Source organism: Janthinobacterium sp. SUN211, from assembly GCF_030587315.1.
In the GTDB taxonomy this organism is placed as follows: Bacteria; Pseudomonadota; Gammaproteobacteria; order Burkholderiales; family Burkholderiaceae_D; genus Janthinobacterium; species Janthinobacterium kumbetense.
This window is the reverse complement of the sequence record NZ_JAPWIC010000002.1, coordinates 528289-550927: the sequence shown is the minus strand read 5'-3', so window position 1 is coordinate 550927 and position 22639 is coordinate 528289. Positions and strand designations below refer to the sequence as shown.

The 22639-nt window shown below is 62.1% G+C and carries 22 protein-coding genes; 7 read left to right on the top strand and 15 right to left on the bottom strand.

From position 1 onward, the window contains the following. Positions 1-77: 77 nt before the first annotated feature. The 6 genes from O3301_RS08195 to O3301_RS08170 all read right to left on the bottom strand — a co-directional run bounded on the left by O3301_RS08195 (position 78) and on the right by O3301_RS08170 (position 4902). Positions 78-650: a bifunctional 2-polyprenyl-6-hydroxyphenol methylase/3-demethylubiquinol 3-O-methyltransferase UbiG gene (locus O3301_RS08195; protein ID WP_305056075.1), complete on the bottom strand. Its 573-nt coding sequence runs from the start codon at positions 648-650 to the stop codon at positions 78-80. A 42-nt stretch (positions 651-692) separates the two neighbouring features. Further along, entirely contained in the window at positions 693-1370 is a 678-nt protein-coding gene (locus tag O3301_RS08190; protein WP_289911080.1) for a site-2 protease family protein, read from the bottom strand. Between the two features lie 93 nt (positions 1371-1463). Next, positions 1464-2087 (bottom strand): L-threonylcarbamoyladenylate synthase, encoded by a 624-nt coding sequence (locus tag O3301_RS08185; protein ID WP_077407642.1) that lies wholly within the window; start codon positions 2085-2087, stop codon positions 1464-1466. Between the two features lie 38 nt (positions 2088-2125). Further along, positions 2126-3010, bottom strand: coding sequence for a protease HtpX (gene htpX, locus O3301_RS08180; protein WP_099666947.1), 885 nt, complete (start codon positions 3008-3010; stop codon positions 2126-2128). 92 nt (positions 3011-3102) lie between these two features. After that, a complete protein-coding gene (locus O3301_RS08175; RefSeq protein ID WP_305056074.1) occupies positions 3103-3936 on the bottom strand; it encodes a 3',5'-nucleoside bisphosphate phosphatase in 834 nt (277 codons plus the stop codon). Between the two features lie 90 nt (positions 3937-4026). Next, positions 4027-4902, bottom strand: a complete 876-nt coding sequence (locus O3301_RS08170; RefSeq protein WP_251350382.1) for an alpha/beta fold hydrolase — start codon at positions 4900-4902, stop codon at positions 4027-4029. Positions 4903-5108: 206 nt separating this feature from the next. Between O3301_RS08170 and O3301_RS08165 the strand changes: the two genes are divergently transcribed. From O3301_RS08165 to O3301_RS08145, 5 genes are all read left to right on the top strand, one after another. Further along, complete coding sequence (locus O3301_RS08165; RefSeq protein WP_305056073.1) at positions 5109-5633, top strand: gamma carbonic anhydrase family protein; 525 nt, start codon at positions 5109-5111, stop codon at positions 5631-5633. A gap of 4 nt (positions 5634-5637) precedes the next feature. Then, positions 5638-6618 carry an Hsp33 family molecular chaperone HslO gene (gene hslO, locus O3301_RS08160; protein ID WP_305056072.1) on the top strand — a complete coding sequence of 327 codons (981 nt, stop codon included), beginning with the start codon at positions 5638-5640 and terminating at the stop codon, positions 6616-6618. A 140-nt stretch (positions 6619-6758) separates the two neighbouring features. Next, entirely contained in the window at positions 6759-9167 is a 2409-nt protein-coding gene (locus tag O3301_RS08155) for a TonB-dependent receptor (protein WP_305056071.1), read from the top strand. Further along, positions 9167-10297: a glycerophosphodiester phosphodiesterase gene (locus tag O3301_RS08150; RefSeq protein ID WP_099666942.1), complete on the top strand. Its 1131-nt coding sequence runs from the start codon at positions 9167-9169 to the stop codon at positions 10295-10297. Before O3301_RS08155 ends, O3301_RS08150 begins: the two co-directional genes overlap by 1 nt. Positions 10298-10449: 152 nt before the next feature. Next, the gene (locus O3301_RS08145) at positions 10450-10728 is read left to right on the top strand and encodes a hypothetical protein (protein WP_099666941.1); all 279 of its coding nucleotides are present in this window, start codon (positions 10450-10452) and stop codon (positions 10726-10728) included. A gap of 338 nt (positions 10729-11066) precedes the next feature. Here O3301_RS08145 and ftsB read toward each other — a convergent pair whose 3' ends face one another. The 3 genes from ftsB to O3301_RS08130 form a co-directional block, all read right to left on the bottom strand. After that, positions 11067-11390: a cell division protein FtsB gene (ftsB, locus tag O3301_RS08140; RefSeq protein ID WP_035821182.1), complete on the bottom strand. Its 324-nt coding sequence runs from the start codon at positions 11388-11390 to the stop codon at positions 11067-11069. Positions 11391-11452: 62 nt separating this feature from the next. Further along, positions 11453-12736 carry a phosphopyruvate hydratase gene (gene eno / locus O3301_RS08135; protein ID WP_034750709.1) on the bottom strand — a complete coding sequence of 428 codons (1284 nt, stop codon included), beginning with the start codon at positions 12734-12736 and terminating at the stop codon, positions 11453-11455. Positions 12737-12877: 141 nt separating this feature from the next. Next, on the bottom strand, positions 12878-14530 hold the full coding sequence (locus O3301_RS08130; RefSeq protein WP_099666940.1) for a CTP synthase: 1653 nt from the start codon (positions 14528-14530) through the stop codon (positions 12878-12880). A 247-nt stretch (positions 14531-14777) separates the two neighbouring features. Here O3301_RS08130 and O3301_RS08125 point away from each other — a divergent pair, with 247 nt between their 5' ends. Then, positions 14778-15185, top strand: coding sequence for a PRC-barrel domain-containing protein (locus O3301_RS08125; RefSeq protein ID WP_251350379.1), 408 nt, complete (start codon positions 14778-14780; stop codon positions 15183-15185). A 30-nt stretch (positions 15186-15215) separates the two neighbouring features. Here O3301_RS08125 and O3301_RS08120 read toward each other — a convergent pair whose 3' ends face one another. The 5 genes from O3301_RS08120 to O3301_RS08100 form a co-directional block, all read right to left on the bottom strand. Continuing rightward, positions 15216-17474 (bottom strand): TonB-dependent receptor domain-containing protein, encoded by a 2259-nt coding sequence (locus O3301_RS08120; protein WP_305056070.1) that lies wholly within the window; start codon positions 17472-17474, stop codon positions 15216-15218. 38 nt (positions 17475-17512) lie between these two features. Next, positions 17513-18292 (bottom strand): energy transducer TonB, encoded by a 780-nt coding sequence (locus O3301_RS08115; protein ID WP_305056069.1) that lies wholly within the window; start codon positions 18290-18292, stop codon positions 17513-17515. Then, on the bottom strand, positions 18289-18714 hold the full coding sequence (gene exbD / locus O3301_RS08110) for a TonB system transport protein ExbD (RefSeq protein WP_305052868.1): 426 nt from the start codon (positions 18712-18714) through the stop codon (positions 18289-18291). The genes O3301_RS08115 and exbD overlap by 4 nt, the downstream gene beginning before the upstream one ends. Positions 18715-18717: 3 nt before the next feature. Further along, the gene (gene exbB / locus O3301_RS08105; protein ID WP_289916742.1) at positions 18718-19467 is read right to left on the bottom strand and encodes a tonB-system energizer ExbB; all 750 of its coding nucleotides are present in this window, start codon (positions 19465-19467) and stop codon (positions 18718-18720) included. A gap of 153 nt (positions 19468-19620) precedes the next feature. Continuing rightward, a complete protein-coding gene (locus tag O3301_RS08100) occupies positions 19621-20535 on the bottom strand; it encodes a ChaN family lipoprotein (protein ID WP_305056068.1) in 915 nt (304 codons plus the stop codon). 199 nt (positions 20536-20734) lie between these two features. On the opposite strand from O3301_RS08100, the gene O3301_RS08095 reads away from it, so the two are divergent. Further along, positions 20735-22144: an FAD-binding oxidoreductase gene (locus O3301_RS08095; protein WP_369812180.1), complete on the top strand. Its 1410-nt coding sequence runs from the start codon at positions 20735-20737 to the stop codon at positions 22142-22144. On the opposite strand, the gene O3301_RS08090 is transcribed toward O3301_RS08095, so the two are convergent. Beyond that, entirely contained in the window at positions 22145-22624 is a 480-nt protein-coding gene (locus O3301_RS08090) for a GNAT family N-acetyltransferase (protein ID WP_305056067.1), read from the bottom strand. It lies immediately after the preceding gene. Positions 22625-22639: the final 15 nt, after the last annotated feature.

The window sequence follows — 22639 nt, the reverse complement described above, 5'->3', positions numbered from 1 at the left end:
TTATAGCGCCGATAAATAAAACAACGATTGTAGCGGATAGCCCGCGCCTGTGGTGCATTCTGACATAGTATGGCCGCTCAAAACGTCGGCAGCAGGGCTGCCAACCGTGGAAAATCCGGCCGGACGGCGCAAATTCGTTGCACCAGAGCAGCTTTTGGCTGTTCCACGCGCCCATCCTCATACGCTACCACACGCAAGCCATGCTGCACCGCCCAGGTCAGCATTTCGCCTTCCTTCAGCAGGAATTTCGGATTCGACGGCTTGCCGAACTGCTCATTGCCCTCGGCAAACGTTTCATACAGCAACACGCCATCGGGCGCCAGGCTGGCCACCATGGCTTCCAGCAGCGGCCGGTGCAGATAATTGGTGACGACGATGCCGGCAAAGCGGCCGGGAGCGAAAGGCCACACGGCGCCCGGCGCTTCCAGGTCCACCAGCGAGGTGGTGATGTCCGTGCCAGCCGCCTTTTCCAGCATTTCCGGATCATGGTCGAGCGCGATCACGGGGTGGCCCAGGCTGACCAGGTGGCGCGCGTGGCGGCCTGCGCCGCAGGCCAGGTCCAGCACCTCGCCGCCCGGGATCAGGGGCGCCCAGCGGCGCAGCCAGCCGGAAATCGCTTCGGTTTCTAATATTGGTTCAGTTACTTGCATCGGTACTTCCATCAATTATGTGCGTACATCCAGTTGCGGGCATCAAGTCAATATCGCCGTCAGGGGCGTGACCAGGGTGACAAAAATGCCGATGACAAATTCGATCGCCGCCAGCAAGGCGCGGTTCAAGATGCCCGTGTACATCAGCAGCACCAGGGCGCCGAAGACATACAGGCTGTAGCGCTCGATGCTGGCGTAAGGGCGCGCCAGCTGCATCGGCAGCAAGCCCGTCATGATGCGCCCGCCATCGAGGGGTGGCACGGGAATCAGGTTAAAGACGAACATGGCCGCATTCACGCTGACGCCGGCGCCCGCCATCTTGCGGAAAAACATGCCCATTTCCGTCGGCGGCAAGACGCTGAGCACGACAAAGGCGATCATCCAGCCCAGGCCCATGACGAAATTGGCGCCAGGCCCGGCAAACGCCACCCAGGCCATCTGCTTCTTCGGATTGCGCAGGCGGCTGAAATCGACGGGCACCGGCTTGGCATAGCCGAACGGCACCTGGATCGTGAAATACAGCATCAAGGGCAGCAAGATCGTGCCGAAAGGGTCGATATGCCGCATGGGATTGAGGCTCAGCCTGCCCTCGTTCGAGGCTGTGGGGTCGCCGAAATAGCGGGCCGCGTAGCCGTGCGCCGCCTCATGCAGGGAAATGGCAAACAGCACCGGCACCAGGTAGACCGCAACGGTCTGGACTATCGTATTGAAATCGCTCATGACCGCGATTCTACCAGAGGCGAACTAGGCTCTTTCTTACGTTGTCATTAAGAACAGGTGAAGACCGGCGCCAGCACGGGCGTGCGATGCCGCCTACAAACCCAGCACGGCCGGGTCGCCCCGTCCCACGCGCACCACTTCCGGCTCCGGCCCCGTCAGGTCGATCACGGTGCTGGGACCATGCGCGCAGACGCCGCCGTCGACGATCAGATCGACCAGTTTTTCCAGGCGCTCGCGGATCGTGTCGGCATCCGTCAGGCTGTCTTCGTCGCCCGGCAAGGTCAATGTCGCGCCCAGCAGGGGCTGGCCCAGCTCTTCCAGCAGGCATTGCACGATGCGGTGCTGCGGCACGCGCAGGCCGATGGTCTTGCGCGAAGGATGGCTGAGGCGGCGCGGCACTTCCTTCGTCGCTTCCAGGATAAACGTGTAGGCGCCGGGCGTGGCCGCCTTGAGCAGGCGGAACTGGCGGTTGTCCACGCGGGCATACACGCCCAGCTCGCTCAAGTCGCGGCACAGCAAGGTTAAATGGTGCTTTTCATCCACGCCACGGATGCGGCGCAGGCGCTCGACGGCGCCCTTGTCGTCGAGCTGGCACACCAGCGCGTAGCAGGAGTCGGTGGGCAAGGCCACCACGCCGCCGGACTGGATGATCTGCGCCGCCTGCTTGATCAGGCGCAATTGCGGATTGTCGGGGTGAATATGAAAAAATTGACTCATGTGTAAGCGTTCTGGCGAACCAGCTTGTTAAGTTGGCATTATTGTACGCTGCGCAGCGCGGCGATGCGTTGTTCCAGCGGTGGATGGGTGGCGAACAGCGCGCCCCAGCCGCCATTGCCGCCGCTGATGCCCAGCGCCTGCATCGATTGCGGCAATTCGCCCGGCGGCACGCCGCCCAGGCGGGCTAGCGCATGCATCATCGGCGTGGGGCTGCCCAGCAGCTTGGCGGAACCGGCGTCGGCGCGGAATTCGCGCTGGCGCGAGAACCAGGCCACGATGATGGACGCGAGCAAGCCGAAGATCACTTCGCACACCATCACGGTCACAAAATAGCCGATGCCGCGCCCGCCGCCTTCGCGGTTGTTATTTTTCAGCAGCACATTGTCGACAAAGAAACCCACCACGCGGGCCATGAAGACGACAAAGGTATTCACCACGCCCTGGATCAGGGTCAAGGTGACCATGTCGCCATTCGCCACGTGGGCGATCTCGTGACCCAGCACGGCTTCCACTTCATCGCGGTTCATGCTTTGCAGCAAGCCCGTGGACACGGCCACCAGCGCCGAATTCTTGAAGGCGCCCGTAGCGAACGCATTCGCGTCGCCTTCGTACACGGCCACTTCCGGCATGCCGATGCCGGCCCGCTCGGACAGCGCCCGCACGGTATTGACCAGCCACAACTCCGTCGACGACGTCGGATTGTCGATCACGCGCGCACCCGTGCTCCACTTGGCCATCGGTTTGCTGATCAACAGCGAAAAGATCGAGCCCGTGAAGCCCACCACCAGCGAAAACACCAGCAGGCTGCCCAGGTTCAAGGTGCTGCCGCGCGCCGGATTGCCCACGCCCAGCAAACTGAGCACGAGCGACAGCACCAGCATCACGGCCAGGTTGGTTGCAATAAACAGGACGATACGTTTCATGGGCGATGGCTCCGGAAAACAAGAATGACTAAAAGATAAGTATGCAGTCGCGACTTTTCAAGCCCGCGCGGCAGGCGCAGGCCAGCCGCGCCCTAGAACCAGTCGTGCCAGATTGGCGTGACATTCGATGGTAAAGGCGGCAACATGGCAAAATCCACGCGCGACTCGCCCGGCGCATGGAAATCCGTGCCGCGCGAGGCGAGGAAGCCGTAGGCGTTGGCCAGCTGCGCGTATTCCGGATACTGGTCCGGGCTGTGGCTGCCCGTGACGACTTCGATGGCCACGCCGCCGAGTTGCTTGAATTCATCGAACAGCACGCCTTGCGCCATGTCGCTGAAGCGGTAGCGGCCCGGATGGGCGATGACGGCCACGCCGCCCGCGCCGCGGATCCAGCCGACCGCTTCGGCCAGGGTGGCCCAGCGGTGCTCGACGTAGCCCGGCTTGCCTTCCGACAGGTATTTCTTGAACACGTCGGGAATGTTCGCGCATTTCCCCGTTTCCACGATGTAACGGGCAAAGTGCGTGCGCGACATCAGGTCCGGGTTGCCGACGAATTTCAAGGCCCCTTCATAGGCGTCGGGGATGCCGGCCAGGTCCAGCTGGCGGGCGATTTCGCGGCCGCGCGCGTCGCGTCCCGAACGCGTGCGGTGCAAGCCCTGCACGAGACCCGGATTGTTTTCATCGACTTGCAAGCCGACGATGTGCACGGTTTCGCCGGCCCACGTAATGGAAATTTCCACGCCGGCCACGAAGCGCATGCCCAGCTCCAGCGCGGCCGTGCGCGCAGCGGCGACGCCGGACACTTCATCGTGGTCCGTCAGCGCCCACACGTCCACGCCCGCCTTGCGCGCGTAAGCGGCCACGGCGGCCGGTGACAGCACGCCGTCGGAGATATTCGAATGACAATGCAGGTCGACTTTAAGCATGTGAAAACAATACCCTGCACGGGCTCAGCATGGAAGAAGTTTTCATTGTACGCTGCTTGGCCAATCGCGCTGCAGCGTTCCCGACACACATCAGGCCAAAAACGCTTCCACCAGCCGCGCCAGTGCCTGCGGCTGATCATGATGCAGCATGTGGCCCGCATCCGCCATCATCTCGCAGCGCACATCCTTGATGCAGGCCAAACGCCGGTCGATTTCGATGCGCGCCTGTTCCTTTGGCCCCATCCATTGCCACATATTCGTGTCATCGGCCTCCACCCACAGCACGGGCGCCGTGATGCGGCGCCAGCACGCCATCACTTCTTCCACCTGGTACAGGATGGGATTGACGCGCTTGTGCTGCGGGTCGCCCAGGATGTCCCACTCGCCCGCCTCGTTGCGCGCCGACCAGTGTTCGGCCAGGAAAGCGGCGCGCTCGTCCGGCAGGCGCGGATTGGTCTTTTGCAGGCGCTCAGCCACGGCGCGCTGCGAAGGATAGCTGCGCATGGCGGGCGGCTCGCGCAATTCGTCCAGCCACTTGGCGTAGCGGCCCGGCGCCTGCTCCGGCTGCGTTGCCATCATGCCGAAGCCTTCCAGGTTGATGAAGCGGCTGATGCGCTCCGGGCGCACGCCCGCGTACAGACCGGCCACGTTGGCACCCATGCTGTGGCCCAGCAGGTTGACGGGCGCGTCCGGCGAATAATGCAGCAGCATGGCGTCCAGGTCGGCCAGGTAGTCGGGGAACCAGTAGGTGTCCGATTGCGTGTAGTCGCTGAGGCCAAAGCCGCGCCAGTCGGGCGCGATCACGTGCCAGTCGCCCTGCAACTCGTCGACGACGAACTGGAACGAGGCGGCCACGTCCATCCAGCCGTGCACCATGAACAGGATGGGCGCGCCTTCGCGGCCCCAATGGCGCACATGCGTACGGGCGCCGCGGATGTTGATGAATTCGGAACGGGAAAGTTTCATGGGTTTCATCGGATGCCTGCCTTGAAAGTGGCGCAGATGGCGCCACATGCTGTGTCTGTAGATAGGGCGCACATAAAAGTACGACCGTTCGATAATTATACCGGATTAGCGGCCGGCGCTCGGACTTGCCCTGCAACAGCGTAAAATAGCGCAAAACTTCCGCGTCCGGCCGTGCCCGGCGCTTCCACCACCGCCACAGGCTAACGATGACACTCTACCAATTGGGCGCCGATGCGCCGCTGATTGATGCTTCCGCTTTTGTTGCCGACACGGCCAACGTGATCGGCAAGGTGACCCTGGAAGCGAATACGTCCGTATGGTTCGGCGCCACGATCCGCGGCGACAACGAACGCATCACCGTGGGCGCCAACAGCAATGTGCAGGAAGGCGCCGTGCTGCACACGGACCCGGGCTACCCGCTGGACATCGGCCGGAACGTGACCATCGGCCACCAGGCGATGCTGCATGGCTGCACGATCGGCGATGGCGCCCTGGTCGGCATCCAGGCCGTGATCCTGAATAGCGCGAAGATCGGCAAGAACTGCCTGGTCGGCGCGGGCGCGCTGGTCACGGAAGGCAAGGAATTTCCCGACAATATGCTGATCATCGGCTCACCGGCGAAAGCCGTGCGGGCCCTGACGGCAGACGATATCACCAGGCTACAAGGCAACGCCGTGAACTATGTGCAACGCGGCCAGCTATTTAATACGCAACTCAAGAAGATTGGATAAGAGAATGACGACTGAAACCACGGGCGCAATCAGCGCAGCCGTTAGCGGCCAGGATACCCTGCAAAAATTTATTTTCGACAACGCCGCCGTGCGCGGCCAGTTCATCGACGTTTCGACCACCTGGCAGGAAGTGGTGTCGCGCCACGCCTACCCGACGGCCGTGAAAAAAGTGCTGGGCGAAATGGTGGCCGCCGCCGCCCTGCTGTCGGCCAACCTGAAATTCAACGGTTCCATCATCATGCAAATCCATGGCGACGGTCCCGTGCGCCTGATGGTGGTCGAGTGCGACTCCGACCTGCGCCTGCGCGCCACGGCCAAGCTGGACCCGGACGCCACGATTCCCGACGTGGCCACCGTGCCGCAATTGCTCAACGCCACGGGCAAGGGCCGCTTCATCATCACCCTGGACCCGGCCGACAAGGTGCCGGGCCAGCAACCGTACCAGGGCATCGTGCCGCTGGACGGCGATGACATGGCGACCGTGATCGAAAACTACATGTTGCGTTCGGAACAGCTGGACACGCGCCTGTGGCTGGCCACGGACGACACCGTCTCGCGCGGCCTGCTGCTGCAAAAGCTGCCCCACCATGGCGGCAAGGCCGAAGCGACGCCCGTGTCGGAAGAAGACGCGCTGGACACGTGGAACCGCGCCGTGATGCTGGCGTCGACCCTGAAAGAGGCGGAAATCCTGTCGACGGACATCGATACCCTGATGCAGCGCTTGTTCTGGGAAGAAACGATCCGCGTCTTCGATCCCCTGCACCCGAGCTTCCATTGCACTTGCACGCGCGAAAAAGTGGGCAATATGCTCAAGATGCTGGGCGAGGAAGAAGTCAACAGCACCCTGGAAGAAGTGGGCCAGGTGGGCGTGAACTGCGATTTCTGCGGCCAGCACTATGAATTCGACAAGGTCGATTGCGCGCAGCTGTTCATCACGGATGCGCCGGCAGAAGTCTTGATTCCCCCCGCGGCAAGTATTAACTAATTGTAATAATCCCCGCGCCGCCCCTCAGGCGGCGCAATTGTTTCTGCTGTCATCTTCCCGTCATCAGTTCGTCATCAGCCCGTCACGCGCCGCCGTTACGCTGCGCAGCTTGTATTACTTCCAATACTTTCCACAGGCTGATGATGAATACCCACTTGACGCTGGCCCTGCGCCGCCATTCCTTCCATGTGTTGCTGGGCGCTTGCGCCGCTGGCTTCTCCTTGCCGGCCCTGGCGCAAACGGCCGTCGCCGCCGCCGTGGCGTCCGCCGCCACCGACATGGCCGCCGTCCCCGCTGCCGATGACAATGCTCCGATGGCCACCGTAGAGATTTCCTCGCGTAAGACGCGTTCTTCCGTCGCCCTGAGCAAGAATGAAATCCAGAAAATCCTGCCCGGCACGAATCCGTTAAAGGCCCTGCAAACCTTGCCTGGCGTCAGCTTCCAGACGGCCGACCCATGGGGCAACAACGAGCAAAACCTGTCGCTGTTCGTGCATGGTTTTTCCGGCCAGCAACTGGGCTACACCATGGACGGCGTGCCGCTGGGCGACCAGCAATACGGCAACTACAACGGCCTGTCGCCGCAGCGCGCCGTGATCAGCGAAAACGTGCGCAGCGTCGTACTGTCGTCGGGCGCGGGCGACCTGGCCACGGCGTCGACCAGCAACCTGGGCGGCACCATCGAAACCTATTCCAGCGACCCGCTGGCCACGCAGGGCGCCAGCGTGCAGCAAACGGTGGGCAGCCACCGCACGTCGCGCACGTTTGCCCGCTATGACACGGGCGCCTTCGGCGATGGCAGCAGCGCCTATTTTTCCATCCTGCACCATGAAGCGCGCGCCTGGGACTTCGATGCGCGCCAGGGCGGCGACCAGTTCAACGCAAAATACGTCAACCGCAGCGAGGCGGGCAAGCTGACCCTGTTCTTCAATTACTCGGACAAGATCGAGCCGAACGAAGACAGCACCGTGCACGTGGCGGGCGAGACGAGCGCGCCGTACACGCGCCCCTTCCTGTATCCGGACTTCAAGGCGGCCCTGAATTACCTGTCGCCGACGGGCGCCACGCCTGCCGCGGACGGCAACAATTACCGCAACTACTACAGCGATGCGCAGCGCACCGATTACCTGGCCTACGCCAAGTTCGACGCCAACTTGTCCGAAGGCATGACGTGGTCGAACCAGGTGTATTACCACAAGGATGATGGCGCGGGCGTGGTGGCCGGCCCCATCGGCGTGGCCGGCTTGCCGGGCTTGTTCAGCGTGTACTACCCGAAACAGAACCTGAAACAGGTGTTCGGCAACTCGGGCTACGCCGTGCGCACGACGGAATACGACATCAAGCGGGGCGGCTTCCTTTCCACCCTGCGCAAGGAAATCGGCAATCACCAGCTGGAAGCGGGCCTGTGGCTGGAACAGAACCGCTCGTCCGCCTACCGCCGCTGGTATGCGCTGGACGTCAACAACCCGACGTCGCCGTACGACCGTCCCAGCAATCCTTTGATCACGCAGTACGGCAGCGAGATCGACAACAAGGTGGTGCAGCTGCACTTGCAGGATGAATGGCGCATCCGTCCCGATATCGCCCTGCAAGCCGGTTTCAAGTCCAGCCTGCAATTTGCCGATGGCCAATTCCCCGTGCAGCCGGCCAAGGGCGCCATCGCCGGCGGCTCGACGGCCTTGCCGGTCGGCACCATCAACACGAAAAAATGGTTCTTGCCGCAAGTAGGCGCGCGCTGGGATTTCACGCCGCAAGACCAGTTGTACTTCAATATCCAGAAAAACATGCGCCAGTTCGTCACCTATGGCGGCGGCGGCGCTTCGCCCTGGAGCTTGTCGAGCCAGGCCGCGTTTGATTTGTTCAAGCGCGACGCCAAACCGGAAACGGCCCTCACCTATGAAGTGGGCGTGCGCGGCAGCCACCCATTGAGCCTGGGCGCCATCACGGCCATCGATGGCCAGGTCAACGTCTACCACGTCGATTTCAGCAACCGTTTGCTGCAGATCAGCCCGACGCCCGTGATTTCCTCCATCATTGGCGGCAACCCCGTCCTGGCCAACGTGGGCAGCGTGCGCACGGACGGCATCGATATCGCGGGCACCGTGCACTTCGGCAACAATTTCTCGTTCTACAATGCCCTGTCATACAACCGCTCGCAGTACGCGGACAATTACAACAATGGCGCCGCGCTGGTCTTGACGGCGGGCAAGAACGTGCCGGGCTCGCCTGAATGGCTGAACAAGTTCGTCGCTTCCGCCACGTTTGGCGACATCGAAGTGCAACTGACGGGAGACTATGTGGGCAAGCGCTACGCGACGTACACCAACGATCTGTCCGTCCCAAGCTATTTCCTGATGGGCCTGGGCGTGTCGGGCAAGCTGCCGGCCATGGCCGGCTGGCTGAAAAACCCGCGCTGGCGCGTGAACGTCAGCAACCTGGCCAACCGCGAAGGCGCGCTGAACGTGGTGGTGGGCGCGGCCGACAAGACGTACAACACCTTCCCCATCGCCCCGCGTCAGGGCTTCCTCACCTTGACGGCGGATTTCTGATGCGTACGCCTATCCTTCCGCAACGGCATTTTTCGCGCCGCAGCTTCGTCCAGGCGGCCGTCGGCGGCCTGGCGCTGGCCGCCGCGCCCGGCTTTGCCGCGGGCCTGCTGGAAACAAAGCCAAGCCGGCCGCTCGTCTTCGCCCACCGGGGCGCCAGCGCCCTGCGTCCCGAGCATACCTTGGCGTCCTACGCCAAGGCCATCCTCGACGGCGCCGACTACGTCGAGCCGGACCTGGTCGCCACGCGCGACGGCATTCTCGTGGCCCGCCACGAAAGCAACCTGATCGACACCACCGACGTGGCGCGCCGGCCCGAGTTTGCCAGCCGGCGCGGCAAGAAGATGGTCGACGGCGAATGGCACGAAGGCTGGTTCGTCGACGACTTCACGCTGGCGGAATTGAAAACCCTGCGCGCCATCGAACGGCTGCCGAAAGTACGCACCGGCAACACCTTGTACGATGGACAATTCCAGATTCCGACCTGGGAAGAAATCATCGATTTTGTTGCAGCGCAATCAGCCGCCAGCGGACGCGTCATCGGCCTCGTGCCGGAGCTGAAAAGCTCCACGTATTTCCGCGATGCGGGCCTGGCGCTGGAAGACCGTTTCCTGTCGACCCTGCTGGCGCACGAGTACACGCGCCGCGCGCCCATCGAAATCCAGTCCTTCGAAGTGGCCAATTTGAAATACTTGCGCGAGAAGCTGGGACGGCGCGCCAACGTGCGCCTGATGCAATTGGTGGTGGGCGGCGATATCCGCCCGATGGACGTGGCCAAGGCGGGCGGCAAGCTGACGTTTGGCCAGATGACGACGCCGGCCGGCCTGCGCGACATCGCCGCCTACGCGGACGTGGTGGCGCCGCCAACGCGGGGAATCATCCCGCTGGGCGCCGACCAGCGCCTGGCCAAGCCCTCTTCCATCGTCGACGATGCGCACCAGGCGGGCTTGCTGCTGCACACGTGGACCTTCCGTCCGGAAAACCGCTTCCTGGCGGCCGACTTCCGCGACGGCAATGGCGAAAATGCGCGCAACGAAGCGGGATCCGTGGCGGAAATGCGGCGCTATATCGAGACGGGACTCGACGGTTTTTTCAGCGACGATCCGGGTTTGGGACGCATCGCCGCAGGATAAACATTTCGTAACAAATTCATTTTCAGGGCGTGGCCGATGGCTACGCCCTTATTATGCGTTTCTTGAATTTCTGAAATTGGAATTTGAAATTGGACGCATATCGCAAACTCCATTATTGTGCAATGCAACAACAGACCATTCATGGAGGGCATATGTCCACTTTTACCAACACCTACAGCAACGACAACGACAATTACTTCAGCAACCTGGGCCGCGCCACGCGCGCCTTCCTGGGCGCCCTGCTCGCTTCCAAGCCGTACAGCGAACTGGCGCAGAAGGAAGTCATCGCCAGCAGCGTCAGCGATGAAGAACAGCGCTATGTGCGTCCAAGCAAGCGCGATTTCGCCCTGCTGAACTCGGAAGCGAACCGCTACGAAAAACTGATGCCGAATCTGGCCGCAGAACTGCGCTTCCTGGCGTCGCGCGGTTAAAAAACGTTCATGGCGGCGTTGCCTGCGCCTTGCCGTACGTTCGGCTGGGCGCCTGGCCCTGGACGTTTTTACCTAACTAAATATTAACAAGGAAATTTTATGATGTTTCTCGAAACCGTACTGGTAAGTGTCGCCGTCGTGGTCACCGGCATCCATTTTTACCTGATCACGACCGGCAAGGCCCGTTTCTGATCAGCAAGCAGCAAGCAGCAAGACAGCCGCACGCCGCGCCATGCGGCCAATCGTGTGCAGCAGTACAAGGTAATAAGTACAAGGAAGTAAAGTGATATGTCAGCCTGGCAATCGGTCCAGGCTGGCAAGCGGGAAGTAGTACTGTCTTAATGTGGCGCCGCGGCGTCCACCGGTGTTTCCAGCAGTGGCGGGGTCTGGCCCTTGCGCACGATCTGCACGAAAATCTCATTCTGTTTGACCATGCCCAGCTCGTAGCGGGCACGCTCTTCGACGGCGCCCGTACCATCTTTCAGGTCGCGCACTTCGGATTCGAGCTTGGCGTTGCGCGCCTTCAATTCCATGTTCTTCTTGTTGGCCACAGCCACTTGGGCTTCCATGTCGGCAACACGCAGCCAGCCGCCTTTACCCAGCCAGAGGGGAAATTGTATCAACAGCAGCAGGGCTGCCAGGGCGAGCGTAATGAGGCGCATGGGGCATTCAGTTAAAAAACCGGCCGGAACATCTCCGGCCGGCCAGTGGGTTTTACATCAGCTTACTTCAGATTATAGAACGCATCGCGACCAGGGTAGCTGGCGATGTCGCCCAGGTCTTCCTCGATACGCAGCAGCTGGTTGTACTTGGCCATGCGGTCCGAACGCGACATCGAGCCCGTCTTGATCTGCAGGGCGTTCGTGGCAACGGCGATATCGGCGATGGTCGAGTCTTCCGTTTCGCCCGAGCGGTGCGAAATGACAGCCGTGTAGCCGGCGCGCTTGGCCATTTCGATGGCGGCGAAGGTTTCCGTCAGGGTACCGATCTGGTTGATCTTGATCAAGATCGAGTTGGCGATGCCTTTCGAGATGCCTTCTTTCAGGATCTTGGTGTTGGTGACATACAGGTCGTCGCCGACCAGTTGCACTTTCTTGCCCAGTTCTGCCGTCAGAATCGCCCAGCCGTCCCAGTCGCCTTCGTGCATCGCGTCTTCGATCGAGATGATCGGGTACTTGTCGCACCAGGTCGCCAGCAGGTTGGTGAACTCGGTGGCGGTCAGGCTGAGGCCTTCGCCTTCCATTTCGTACTTGCCGTTCTTGTAGAACTCGGACGCGGCGCAATCGAGGCCGATGGCGATCTGCGTGCCTGGCTCGTAGCCCGCTTCTTCGATGGCCTGGATGATCAGCTTGATGGCTTCTTCATGGTTGGCCAGCGATGGCGCGAAACCGCCTTCGTCGCCCACGTTGGTGTTCAGGCCCTTCTTGTGCAGGATCTTTTTCAGCGTGTGGAACACTTCCGCGCCGTAGCGGACGGCTTCCTTGAACGACGGGGCGCCCACGGGAATGATCATGAATTCCTGGATGTCCAGGTTGTTGTCGGCGTGTGCGCCGCCGTTGATGACGTTCATCATCGGCACTGGCATCTGCATGGCGCCCGAACCGCCGAAATAGCGGTACAGCGGCAAGCCGGCTTCTTCGGCGGCAGCCTTGGCGACGGCCATCGAGACGGCCAGGATGGCGTTGGCGCCCAGGCGCGATTTGTTTTCCGTGCCGTCCAGGTCGATCAGGGTACGGTCCAGGAAAGCCTGTTCATTGGCGTCCAGGCCCATGATGGCTTCGGAGATTTCGGTGTTGATGTTCTCGCATGCTTGCAGCACGCCCTTGCCGAAGTAGCGCTTGGCGTCGCCATCGCGCAATTCCACGGCTTCGCGCGAACCGGTCGAGGCACCCGACGGTACGGCTGCACGGCCCATCACGCCCGATTCCAACAACACATCGCATTCGACGGTCGGGTTACCGCGCGAGTCCAGGATTTCGCGGCCGATAATATCAACAATAGCACTCATGTCATTCTCCAAAGTTAAGCTTAACAGGGGGCTGCACACTGCGTTCTGATGCGCAATTGCACAAAGGGGGCAAAGAAACTCCCGGCGGGAACGATCTGGCCGGGAGCTGTCTTACGGGTAATACTGTCGCGATCGACCGCGTTATTCCGCAGCGGCGTTGGCTTCTTTGTGCGCCAGCGCTGCCTTGATGAACGACGTAAACAACGGATGGCCGGTGCGTGGCGTCGACTTGAACTCGGGATGGTATTGCACGCCCATATACCAAGGGTGGGAATTTTCACCCGTGCGCGGCAATTCCATGATTTCGCACAAATCTTCGCTCGGCGTGCGGGCCGACACGATCAGGCCAGCCGATTCGACACGGGCCAGGTAGTGATTATTGGCTTCGTAGCGATGACGGTGACGCTCGGTCACCACGCTGCCGTAGATCTCGGCGGCGAGGGTGCCCGGATTGACGGCGCAGGTCTGCGCGCCCAGGCGCATGGTACCGCCCAGGTCCGAGTTTTCATCGCGCAACTCGACTTTACCATCGTGGTTTTGCCACTCATTGATCAGTGCAACAACAGGTTGATCCGTATCAAGGTCGAACTCGGTCGAATTCGCGTTCGGCATGCCAGCCTTGTTGCGTGCGTATTCGATCAGGGCCACTTGCATGCCCAGGCAGATGCCCAGGTAAGGGATCTTGTTTTCACGGGCAAACTGGGCCGCCTTGATCTTGCCTTCCACGCCGCGCTTGCCGAAGCCGCCCGGTACCAGGATGGCATCGTACTTGGCCAGGTTGTCGCAACCGGTCGTTTCGATTTCTTCCGAATCGATGTACTCGATGTTGACGCGGCTTTCCGTGTGGATGCCGGCGTGGCGCAGCGCTTCGATCAGCGACTTGTACGACTCGGTCAGCTCGACATACTTGCCGACCATGCCGACGGTCACTTCCGCCTTCGGGTGCTCCATCGTGTAGATCAACTTGCTCCAGATCGACAGGTCGGCCGGTGCAGGATCGAGGTCCAGCGCGTCGCAGATGATCTTGTCGAGGCCCTGGTCGTGCAGCATTTGCGGCACTTTGTAAATGGTGTCGACGTCCCACACGGAAATGACGGCGTCTTCCTCGATGTTCGAGAACAGCGAGATTTTCGCGCGCTCGTCTTCCGGGATGGCGCGGTCGGCGCGGCAAAGCAGCGCATTCGGCAAGATGCCGATTTCGCGCAGCTTTTGCACCGAGTGCTGGGTCGGCTTGGTTTTCAGTTCACCGGCCGAGGCGATGTAAGGCACCAGGGTCAGGTGGACGAACGCCGTGTTCTTGCGGCCGGCGCGCAGGCTCAGCTGGCGTGCCGCTTCCAGGAATGGCAAGGATTCGATATCGCCGACGGTGCCGCCGATTTCGCACAGGGCCACGTCGTAGCCTTCGGCGCCACGGCGGATGTAATCCTGGATTTCATTGGTGATATGCGGAATCACCTGCACGGTCTTGCCCAGATATTCGCCCCGGCGTTCCTTGCGGATCACCGATTCATAGATCTGGCCAGTGGTGAAGTTATTCACCTTTTTCATGCGGGTGGAAATGAAGCGCTCGTAGTGACCGAGGTCGAGGTCGGTTTCGGCCCCGTCATCGGTGACGAATACTTCACCGTGTTGCATAGGGCTCATCGTGCCAGGATCGACGTTGATATACGGGTCGAGCTTGAGCATGGTGACTTTAAGGCCGCGCGATTCGAGGATCGCGGCGAGGGAGGCGGCGGCAATCCCTTTTCCAAGGGAAGACACAACGCCACCAGTGACGAAGACAAATTTGGTCATTGCAGATGGTGCCGAACGGCACGTGCGGGAAATTGAAATTATACACTAAAGCCCGCCTGCGTCGCTCCCCGCGCACGGAAATTTGCGCCAAATACCGACTATCCCTCCCCCTCCTGCTGTCTACGCGCAACAAAATTACCCAATAACAATAATTGAAATATTTCCAATTCCATATGTTGTGTGGGCGAGCGAACAGACCCTGCCGCGCCCCGGCGGCAGACTGGGATTTTTCAACAGGAGGTCCATCATGAGCTACGAAGAACGCGACGCCTACGGCATGTATGTCAACCGCGGCCACAAAGGCCCCGGCCCTGAACTGATGGGCGCCGACACCCTGATCGGCGACCATGTGCACAATGCCAAGGATGAACACCTGGGCGAAATCAAGGAAATCATGCTCGACATGCGCAGCGGCAAGATCGCCTACGCCGTCATGTCGCACGGCGGCGTCTTCACCATCGGCGAAAAGCTGTTCGCCGTGCCGTGGGAGGCGCTGCTGCTCGACACCGTCAACAAGCGCTTCACCCTCAACGTCGACAAGGAACGCATCGAAAACGCCCCCGGCTTCGACACGGATAACTGGCCGAACATGGCGGACAGCGCTTGGGCGACGTCGATCCATAGCTATTATGGAACGACGCCGCGCGAGTATTAATTAAGCCAAGGCGCGGGGCTTGGGCCTGCTTTAAAAGCGGTACTCCAGCCCTGCCACATACGTCCTGCCCCGCGCCGTGCTCAGCGGCGTATTCTCCTGCGACTGCGACGGCATCGAGTTCAGGCGGTTCAGCGCTTCCGAGAAATCCTTGTTCATGGCGTTTTGCACGGACAGGCGCAGGAACAGGTTCTTGCTGACCTGGTAGCTCGCATACAGGTCGATCACGGCCGGGATCTTCGGATTGTCGGCCTTGAGCACTTCCCCCGTCGCTTCATCGGCGTCATTGTCCGGCGACAGGCGGCGGTTCGAGCCCGTGTGCTTGAGGATGGCGCCCACTTCCAGCTTGTTGTCCAGCAGGCGCGTGCCCACGTCGAGGTTGTAGTACACGCTGGGCAGTTCGCTGATGTCGGCCGCGCCAAACCAGGCGCTGGCGATCGACGTGGGCTGGCGCGTCGTTTCGCGCGTGTACGACAGGCGCGCATACGCCGGCCCCAGGTGATATTGCGCTTCCAGTTCCCAGCCGCGAGAATACACGGGCGTGGCCGAGTTGATGTAGATATACATATTGGTCACATATTCATCCACATTCTGCCAGTCCTTGGCGATCACTTCCGCGATATTGCACTTGCGCCCGCTGTCGCACACGAGGAAGGACTGGCTGGTGATATAGCCGTCGATCTTGCTCTTGAAATACAGGGCCTTGAAATTCAGCGCATCGTTAGCACTCAGCAAGCCATGCAGGCTGGAATTGAAACCCAGCTGGTAGGTGCTGGCCCGCTCGCCCTTCAGGAAGGGGTTCATCGAGGCCCCGCCGTCATTCGAGAAAAACACTTCCTGCGGATTCGGCCCGCGCATGGTGCGCTCGGCGCTGGCAAACGGCTGGAACCACGGCGTCACTTGCGCGGAAACGAGCAGCGAGGGATTGATGCCATGCTCCTTCAACGCAATATTGCTTGCCCCTTGCGGGAAGCACTGCACGCGCAAGTCGCAGGCGGGCTTGTGACCCGTCAAATCAAAGTGCGTGTAGTTGAGGCCCGCATTGACTTGAACAATGCCGCGGTTGTATTGCAGGCCCGCATACAGGCTGTTGATCTTTTGCACGCCCTCTGGGCCGAACGTATTGTTTTCGATCGATTGCTGGTTCGCATCCGGGTTGTCCGGATCGTCGACCAGGCTTTCCACGTGCTTGCTGTATTTATTGCGCATCAGCTTGCCGCCGATGGTCACCAGCGCATCGCCGCCCGCCAGCCTGAAGCTGCTGGTGTTGTTGATGTCGACCGCGTCGGCGCGGTTGGCCGCATTCGTATTGATGAAATTGGTCAGCGCCTCGGGCATGTATTTCTGGTTGCCGCGGCTGCTGCTGGCCACCACATTGAGGTCGATCAACTCGGAAAATGGCGTGTAGTGATATTTTACGTAGTAGTCATCGCTGTGGATGTCGCGGCGCGTAAACGTGCTGCGGTAATCGCGCGCCGACAGTTCCAGCGCATGGAAGTCGCTCAATTTGAGGTCCAGCTTGAGCAATTGCGACTTGGGCTTTTGCTTGTAATAGCGGTTGTAGCCGAAACCGAATTCCTCGCTGTTGACGCCCTTCGCATTCTTGTAGTTGTTGCCGATCACGCTCGCGCTGGTGGCGGCCATGAAGCCCACGCTGCCGCCATCGAAGGCGGGGTTTTTCATGGCCACGGCCAGCATGGCGCTGCGTCCCACGCCGTTATTGCCGGTCCACATCTTCGTGCGCGCCCCCGTCTTTTCCCCGGCGAAGACGACGTCATCGACGCCGATGGTGCGGAAATTGGCGCTGCCGGCCAGCGCATTGACGCCGTCGCCGCCGACGACATTGCCACGCGACACATCCACGCCGATGATGAAATTCGGGTCGATCAGCGCGCCGAACTGGCTGCTGGGCACGCCGCCGTGCGACACGGACGACGGCGCGCTGCCATAGTAATTCTGGCTCACGCCATCGACCATCATGTTGACGCGCCCCAGGCCCGACAAGCCGCGGATGTTGACGCTGACGGCGCCCTGCGCCGGATCGATCTGGGTAAACGTGCCCGGCATGCTGCGCACGATCTGGTCCACGGGCTGCAAGCGCGTATCGGCCCCGCGCGCGCTGACGGCGCCCGGTTTTTCCAGCGCCTGCCGTTCCGCAGGCACCGTTTCACCCGATACATTCAGCGGCGAAAATTCCACCTTGCCACTGTCTTGCGCCTGTTGCGCCCACGCCTGCTGCGCGAGCAAGGCCATGCAGATGCCCACGGCCTGCGTCATTGTCTTGATATGCATACACCCTCGATTTGTTATGTTATTGAAAAATTTAAAATTCAGCTGGCGTCGAGCTTGAACGACACGGGCAAGGTCACCGTCACCGTGCCCTGGCGCAATACGTTGTCGGGCGGCGCAGGCAGCGGCTGCGCGCGCTGCAGCACTTGCAAGGCTTCACGGTCGAGCAGCACCGTGCCCGACGACGTGACCAGTTCGCTGGCCAGCAATTTGCCGTCGCGGTCCACCTGGAAGCGCACCCAGGCGGCGCCAGCCCGCTTGCGCTGGCGCGCATCGCCCGGATAGCGCTTGAAGTGCGCCAGGTGGCCAAGCACCTGGCTTTGCCAGCTGGCCGGCGCCGCGCTGGTCGATGGCGTGTCGCTGTTGAACGGCGCCGCCTGCGGACCGCGCACGACGGTCGGCGCCGGCGTGGCGCTGCTGCTGGCCTGCGCAGGCACGGACGCTTCCTTCGCGGCATCCTTGCCCGGCTCCGCCGACGGATTCGCGGCCGCCTTTTCCTCTTTTTCCGCCGCGACGATCTCCGGCACGGCGGCGCGCGCCAGCACCGGCAGCGCCTCTTGCTTGATTGCACTCTTTGGCGGCCGGGAGGCGCTGGACGCGGCCGACTGGCGCGCGCCCACGGCGTGCGCCACCTGCGTCTCCGGCGACATCGCTTGCGCGGCAAACACCACCATCACGCTGGCCGCCGGATTGGCGGGCGCCACGGCGACGGGCTGCCAGCCGGCCCACAGCAGCAGCGCCAGCGCCGCGGCCACCACCAGCGACGCGGCAATGCCCCAGCTCAATAGGGGGCGCGGCGCCGGCCCGGACTGCGGACTCACCCGCCCTCCCGGCCGACCAGGCCCACTTTCAGGTAGCCGGCCTGGCGCAGGGCATCCATCACGCCCAGCACGTCTTCATACGCGGCTTGCTTGTCGGCCTGGAAAAACAGGGTGCGCTGGCGGTCGCCGCCCGTTTGCGCATCGAGCAGGCTGCCCAGCTGCTCGCGCGCCACGGGAGACTCGCCCAGGTACAGGCTGCGGTCCGCCTTCAGCGACACGAACAACGGTTTCTCGGGACGGGGTTCGGGCTTGGCCGTGGCGGCCGGCAAGTCGATTTTCAAGTCGACCGTGGCCAGCGGCGAGACGACCATGAAGATGATCAACAGCACCAGCATCACGTCGATGAAGGGCGTGACATTGATCTCGCTCAACTCCGGCATGTCGGCCGTGTCGTCGTCCGGGGAGGGAAACAGGGAAGCCATGGCTCAGGCCTGCTGGCGCGTGTCGAGGTCGCGGCTCAGCATCAGCAGCACTTGCGCGGAAGCGGCGCGCAGCTGCGCCTTGTACTGGTTGATGCCACGGCTCAAGACGTTATAGATGACGACGGCGGGGATCGCCGCCACCAGGCCCAGGGCGGTGGCCAGCAAGGCTTCCGCGATGCCCGGCGCCACGGTGGCCAGGTTCGTGCTCTGGCTGACGGCGATGCCGATAAAACTGTTCATGATGCCCCACACGGTGCCGAACAGGCCGACGAACGGCGCCACGGCGCCTATGCTGGCCAGCAAGCCGATGCCTTGCGTCATGGCGCGCACCTGCTGCGCAATGAACTGTTCCTGGCGAAAGCCGGCCCGCTCCTTCAGTGCCGCCGCCGGCGCGCTGGCGTGCGACAGACTCAGTTCTTGCTGTACATCAGCGAGCAACTGTTGCGCCAGCGAAATGGCGCCTGCGCCCTCCACTTTGACGGCCGCGTCCGGCAAGGAAGTGGCCGTCTTCAGCATGGCGACGGCATGCGCCGCCTCGCGCCGGGCTTGCAGCAAACTGGCGCCCTTCACCAGCAAGACCACCCAGGTGGCCAGCGCGGCGACCAGCAAACCGATGAGCACGCTTTTGACGACCTGGTCGGCGGCGAAAAACATGCCCAGCGGCGACATGTCATGGGGTAAGGCGGACGCTTGCGCGGTGGCATGCAACAGGGAAAGAACGACACCGCAGCTGGCGGCTTTGATACGGAACAAGGGGATACGCATGAGAACTTTGACAGGTAACAGGCATGGCTGCGCCAACGGCGCGCACGCGCATGCAAAAAAATCGGACGAACTACCTGGCTGCTATGGGGGAGCTTGCTGGGGGAGAGTGCCGGGCAGAACGCCCGGCGGCGATACAAGAAATTACTTGGCGCTGGCGACGGCGGGCGTTACGGGTGTGAACCAGACGAAATCCGCCTGCGGCGCCAGCACCGTGGCGCCCTGCTGTGCCAGGACCAGCACCAGCGGCGCCGGGCCGCCCGTCAAGTCCTGCACGTGCAGCGGCACGCCCAAGTCCTTGTGCGCATGGTAGGCGCCGGCGATCAGCACGGCCGGCGCGGGCGCGGCCAGCAGGCGCTCGGCCATGCGGCGGTCGCGCTGCTGCTGCACCGACAGCATGGCGGCCAGGCGCGGCTCGTCGATCTGGTTGTCATGCATGACGCGGATGATGTCTTTCAGTTTCTCATGCACCTTGCCATCGTTGGCCAGGTTCGAATGCTTGCCCTGCACGGCTGGCTTGTCGATAAACAATTGCTTGATTTCGCTGCGGTCCAGGTTGGCCGACCAGACGGGATACGGCGCGCGCATCACGGTCATCACCAGGTCTCCATATTGCGCCCACTTCCAGCTGGGCTGCCAGGCCAGCAGCTCGGCCACGTGTTCGGGGCGCACGACGGGGTCCGTCTGCAGCCACGGCTTGACCTTGTCCACCTTGGCTTGCTGGTCCGGGTTCAGCATTTCCAGCAGCACGCTGCCTTGCGGACGCTGGCCCTGCAATTGCTGCAGCAGCCATTGCTCGATCTGGTGATGGCTGAGCTGGTCATGCTGCTCGCCGATGATCACGCGCGGCGCGGCGGCCAGCTGGGCCAGCAATTGTTCGGCGCTCACGCGCTGGCCGCTGCGCAGGTCGACGATTTCGCCCAGCTGGCGCACGTCTTGCGCGACGGACACTGCGCCGGCGCCGGCAGAAGCGTCAGTCGCTGGCGCCACGCTGCTGCAGGCGCTCAGCGCCAGCACGCAGGCGGGCAGGACTGCGGAGAAGGACAGGGGGAATTTCATGGCATGGCCTTTCGGGGTCTGAGCTGCGGGTCAAACTGTTGCAAAATAGGTATAGGCGGGCATTCTAATAGAAATGATTCTCATTTACAACCAAAGCGCGGCAAACCATGCAGGTTTTTTTACAACTGGCAAAAAATCAATATGGTGCTTCGGTGAAATTCCCGGGCGCGGAGTAGAATAAAAAAAACGGAGGACTTGCGTGAATCAAACTGACCAGTTGGCGGTACTGAAAAAACCGCTGCCCGTATCCCTTGCTGCCGTACTTTCCCTGATCTTTGCCGACCGTTTTTCCATGACGCAAGCCATGCGCGCACACCATGGCCGCGACGAGTCGAGCTATCCCCCCATGCTGCCGGACGCCGTCATTTTCGCCCATTCCACCGAGGAAGTGGCGGCCGCCGTCAAACTGTGCAGCGCGCACGACGTGCCCGTCATCGCCTACGGCAGCGGCACTTCGCTGGAAGGCCACGTGCTGGCCCTGCATGGCGGCGTGACAATTGATCTGTCGCAAATGAACCAGATGGTAGCCGTGCATAGTGAAGACTTGACGGCCACCGTGCTGGCGGGCGTCACGCGCAAGCAGCTGAACGAAGAGCTCCGCGACACGGGCCTGTTCTTCCCCATCGACCCGGGCGCCAATGCCTCGCTGGGCGGCATGGCCGCCACGCGCGCCTCGGGCACGAACGCCGTGCGCTACGGCACCATGCGCGAAAACGTGCTGGCCCTGACGGTGGTGACGGCCGATGGCCGCATCATCAAGACGGGAACCAGGGCAAAGAAATCGTCGGCCGGCTACGACCTGACGCGCCTGTTCGTCGGCAGCGAAGGCACCCTGGGCATCATCACGGAAGTGACGGTAAAACTGTATCCGCTGCCGGAAGCGATCTCGGCGGCCGTGTGCTCGTTCCCCGGCACGGGCGAGGCCGTCAGCGCCGTGATCCAGACCATCCAGATGGGTATTCCCTTGGCGCGGGTCGAGTTTCTCGATGAAAACGGCGTGAAAGCCATCAACGCCTACGACAAGATGGCCTTGCCGGAAAAACCCTTGCTGCTGTTTGAATTCCACGGCACGCCGGCCAGCGTGGCTGAGCAGGCGCAACTGGTGCAAACCATCACGGCGGAACACGGCGCCAGCGATTTCGAGTGGGCAAGCCGCCCCGAAGACCGCTCGCGCCTGTGGGCCGCGCGCCACAACGCCTACTTCGCCCTGCTGCAGATGCGCCCCGGCAGCCGCGCCATTTCCACCGATTGCTGCGTACCCATTTCGCGCCTGGCCGAATGCATCCTCGCCACCCAGGCCGATTGCGAAGCGCAAGGCCTCGTCTACGCCATCATCGGCCACGTGGGCGACGGCAACTTCCACGTGCAGATGCTGGTCGACCCGGACGATCCAAACGACATCGCCCGCGCGGAAAAGGTCAACAGCGACATGGTCACGCGCGCCATCGGCATGGATGGCACGTGCACGGGAGAACACGGCGTGGGCATGCACAAGATGGCCTTTCTCGTGGAAGAACATGGCGAAGGCGCCATCGACACCATGCGCGCCCTGAAACACGCGCTGGACCCGAAGAACATCATGAATCCGGGCAAGATCGTGCGCTGGTAATCAGGCCGTCCATTCCATGCGCATCGGCACGAAGGCGATGCCGCCCGTCTCCACCTTCGGCCCCGTGGCGACAAAGCCCAGGCTTTCGTACAAGGGCAAGGCATAGGCCGAGGAATTGACGGTAAACGCCGTGACCTTCCCCCTGGCCAGCGAGGCATCGCGGGCCGCCTGCCACAGGCGGCGCGCCATGCCGCGCCGGTGCAGCGTGCGCGGCACGAACATGTGGAACAGGTGCGTATTGTCGCGCATGGCCACCACGCCGGCCAGCTCGCCGTCGATATGCGCCAGCTGGTAATGATAGTTGGATAGCGACAGGTAATTTTCGATGGCCGGCTGGCGGCAATGTTCGATGAACTTTTCCGCCCCCGCGCCATCGGGATGCAGGGTCAAAAAGGGCATCAAGTCGTCGATCAGGGCGACGATGGCGGGCGCGTCGGCGACCAGGGCGGGGCGCAGTGTCGGTTCGGGCAAAGTAGTCATATGACAATCATGCCA

Excerpts from the sequence above, each read along its gene's own strand:
- O3301_RS08155 (WP_305056071.1), top strand. The coding sequence starts at position 6,759 with ATGATGAATACCCACTTGACGCTGGCCCTGCGCCGCCATTCCTTCCAT.
- O3301_RS08185 (WP_077407642.1), bottom strand. The coding sequence starts at position 2,087 with ATGAGTCAATTTTTTCATATTCACCCCGACAATCCGCAATTGCGCCTG.
- O3301_RS08120 (WP_305056070.1), bottom strand. The coding sequence starts at position 17,474 with ATGCATATCAAGACAATGACGCAGGCCGTGGGCATCTGCATGGCCTTG.
- O3301_RS08190 (WP_289911080.1), bottom strand. The coding sequence starts at position 1,370 with ATGAGCGATTTCAATACGATAGTCCAGACCGTTGCGGTCTACCTGGTG.
- O3301_RS08130 (WP_099666940.1), bottom strand. The coding sequence starts at position 14,530 with ATGACCAAATTTGTCTTCGTCACTGGTGGCGTTGTGTCTTCCCTTGGA.
- O3301_RS08100 (WP_305056068.1), bottom strand. The coding sequence starts at position 20,535 with ATGAAATTCCCCCTGTCCTTCTCCGCAGTCCTGCCCGCCTGCGTGCTG.
- hslO (WP_305056072.1), top strand. The coding sequence starts at position 5,638 with ATGACGACTGAAACCACGGGCGCAATCAGCGCAGCCGTTAGCGGCCAG.
- O3301_RS08150 (WP_099666942.1), top strand. The coding sequence starts at position 9,167 with ATGCGTACGCCTATCCTTCCGCAACGGCATTTTTCGCGCCGCAGCTTC.
- O3301_RS08195 (WP_305056075.1), bottom strand. The coding sequence starts at position 650 with ATGCAAGTAACTGAACCAATATTAGAAACCGAAGCGATTTCCGGCTGG.
- O3301_RS08165 (WP_305056073.1), top strand. The coding sequence starts at position 5,109 with ATGACACTCTACCAATTGGGCGCCGATGCGCCGCTGATTGATGCTTCC.
- htpX (WP_099666947.1), bottom strand. The coding sequence starts at position 3,010 with ATGAAACGTATCGTCCTGTTTATTGCAACCAACCTGGCCGTGATGCTG.
- O3301_RS08145 (WP_099666941.1), top strand. The coding sequence starts at position 10,450 with ATGTCCACTTTTACCAACACCTACAGCAACGACAACGACAATTACTTC.
- ftsB (WP_035821182.1), bottom strand. The coding sequence starts at position 11,390 with ATGCGCCTCATTACGCTCGCCCTGGCAGCCCTGCTGCTGTTGATACAA.
- eno (WP_034750709.1), bottom strand. The coding sequence starts at position 12,736 with ATGAGTGCTATTGTTGATATTATCGGCCGCGAAATCCTGGACTCGCGC.
- exbD (WP_305052868.1), bottom strand. The coding sequence starts at position 18,714 with ATGGCTTCCCTGTTTCCCTCCCCGGACGACGACACGGCCGACATGCCG.
- O3301_RS08175 (WP_305056074.1), bottom strand. The coding sequence starts at position 3,936 with ATGCTTAAAGTCGACCTGCATTGTCATTCGAATATCTCCGACGGCGTG.
- O3301_RS08125 (WP_251350379.1), top strand. The coding sequence starts at position 14,778 with ATGAGCTACGAAGAACGCGACGCCTACGGCATGTATGTCAACCGCGGC.
- O3301_RS08170 (WP_251350382.1), bottom strand. The coding sequence starts at position 4,902 with ATGAAACTTTCCCGTTCCGAATTCATCAACATCCGCGGCGCCCGTACG.
- O3301_RS08090 (WP_305056067.1), bottom strand. The coding sequence starts at position 22,624 with ATGACTACTTTGCCCGAACCGACACTGCGCCCCGCCCTGGTCGCCGAC.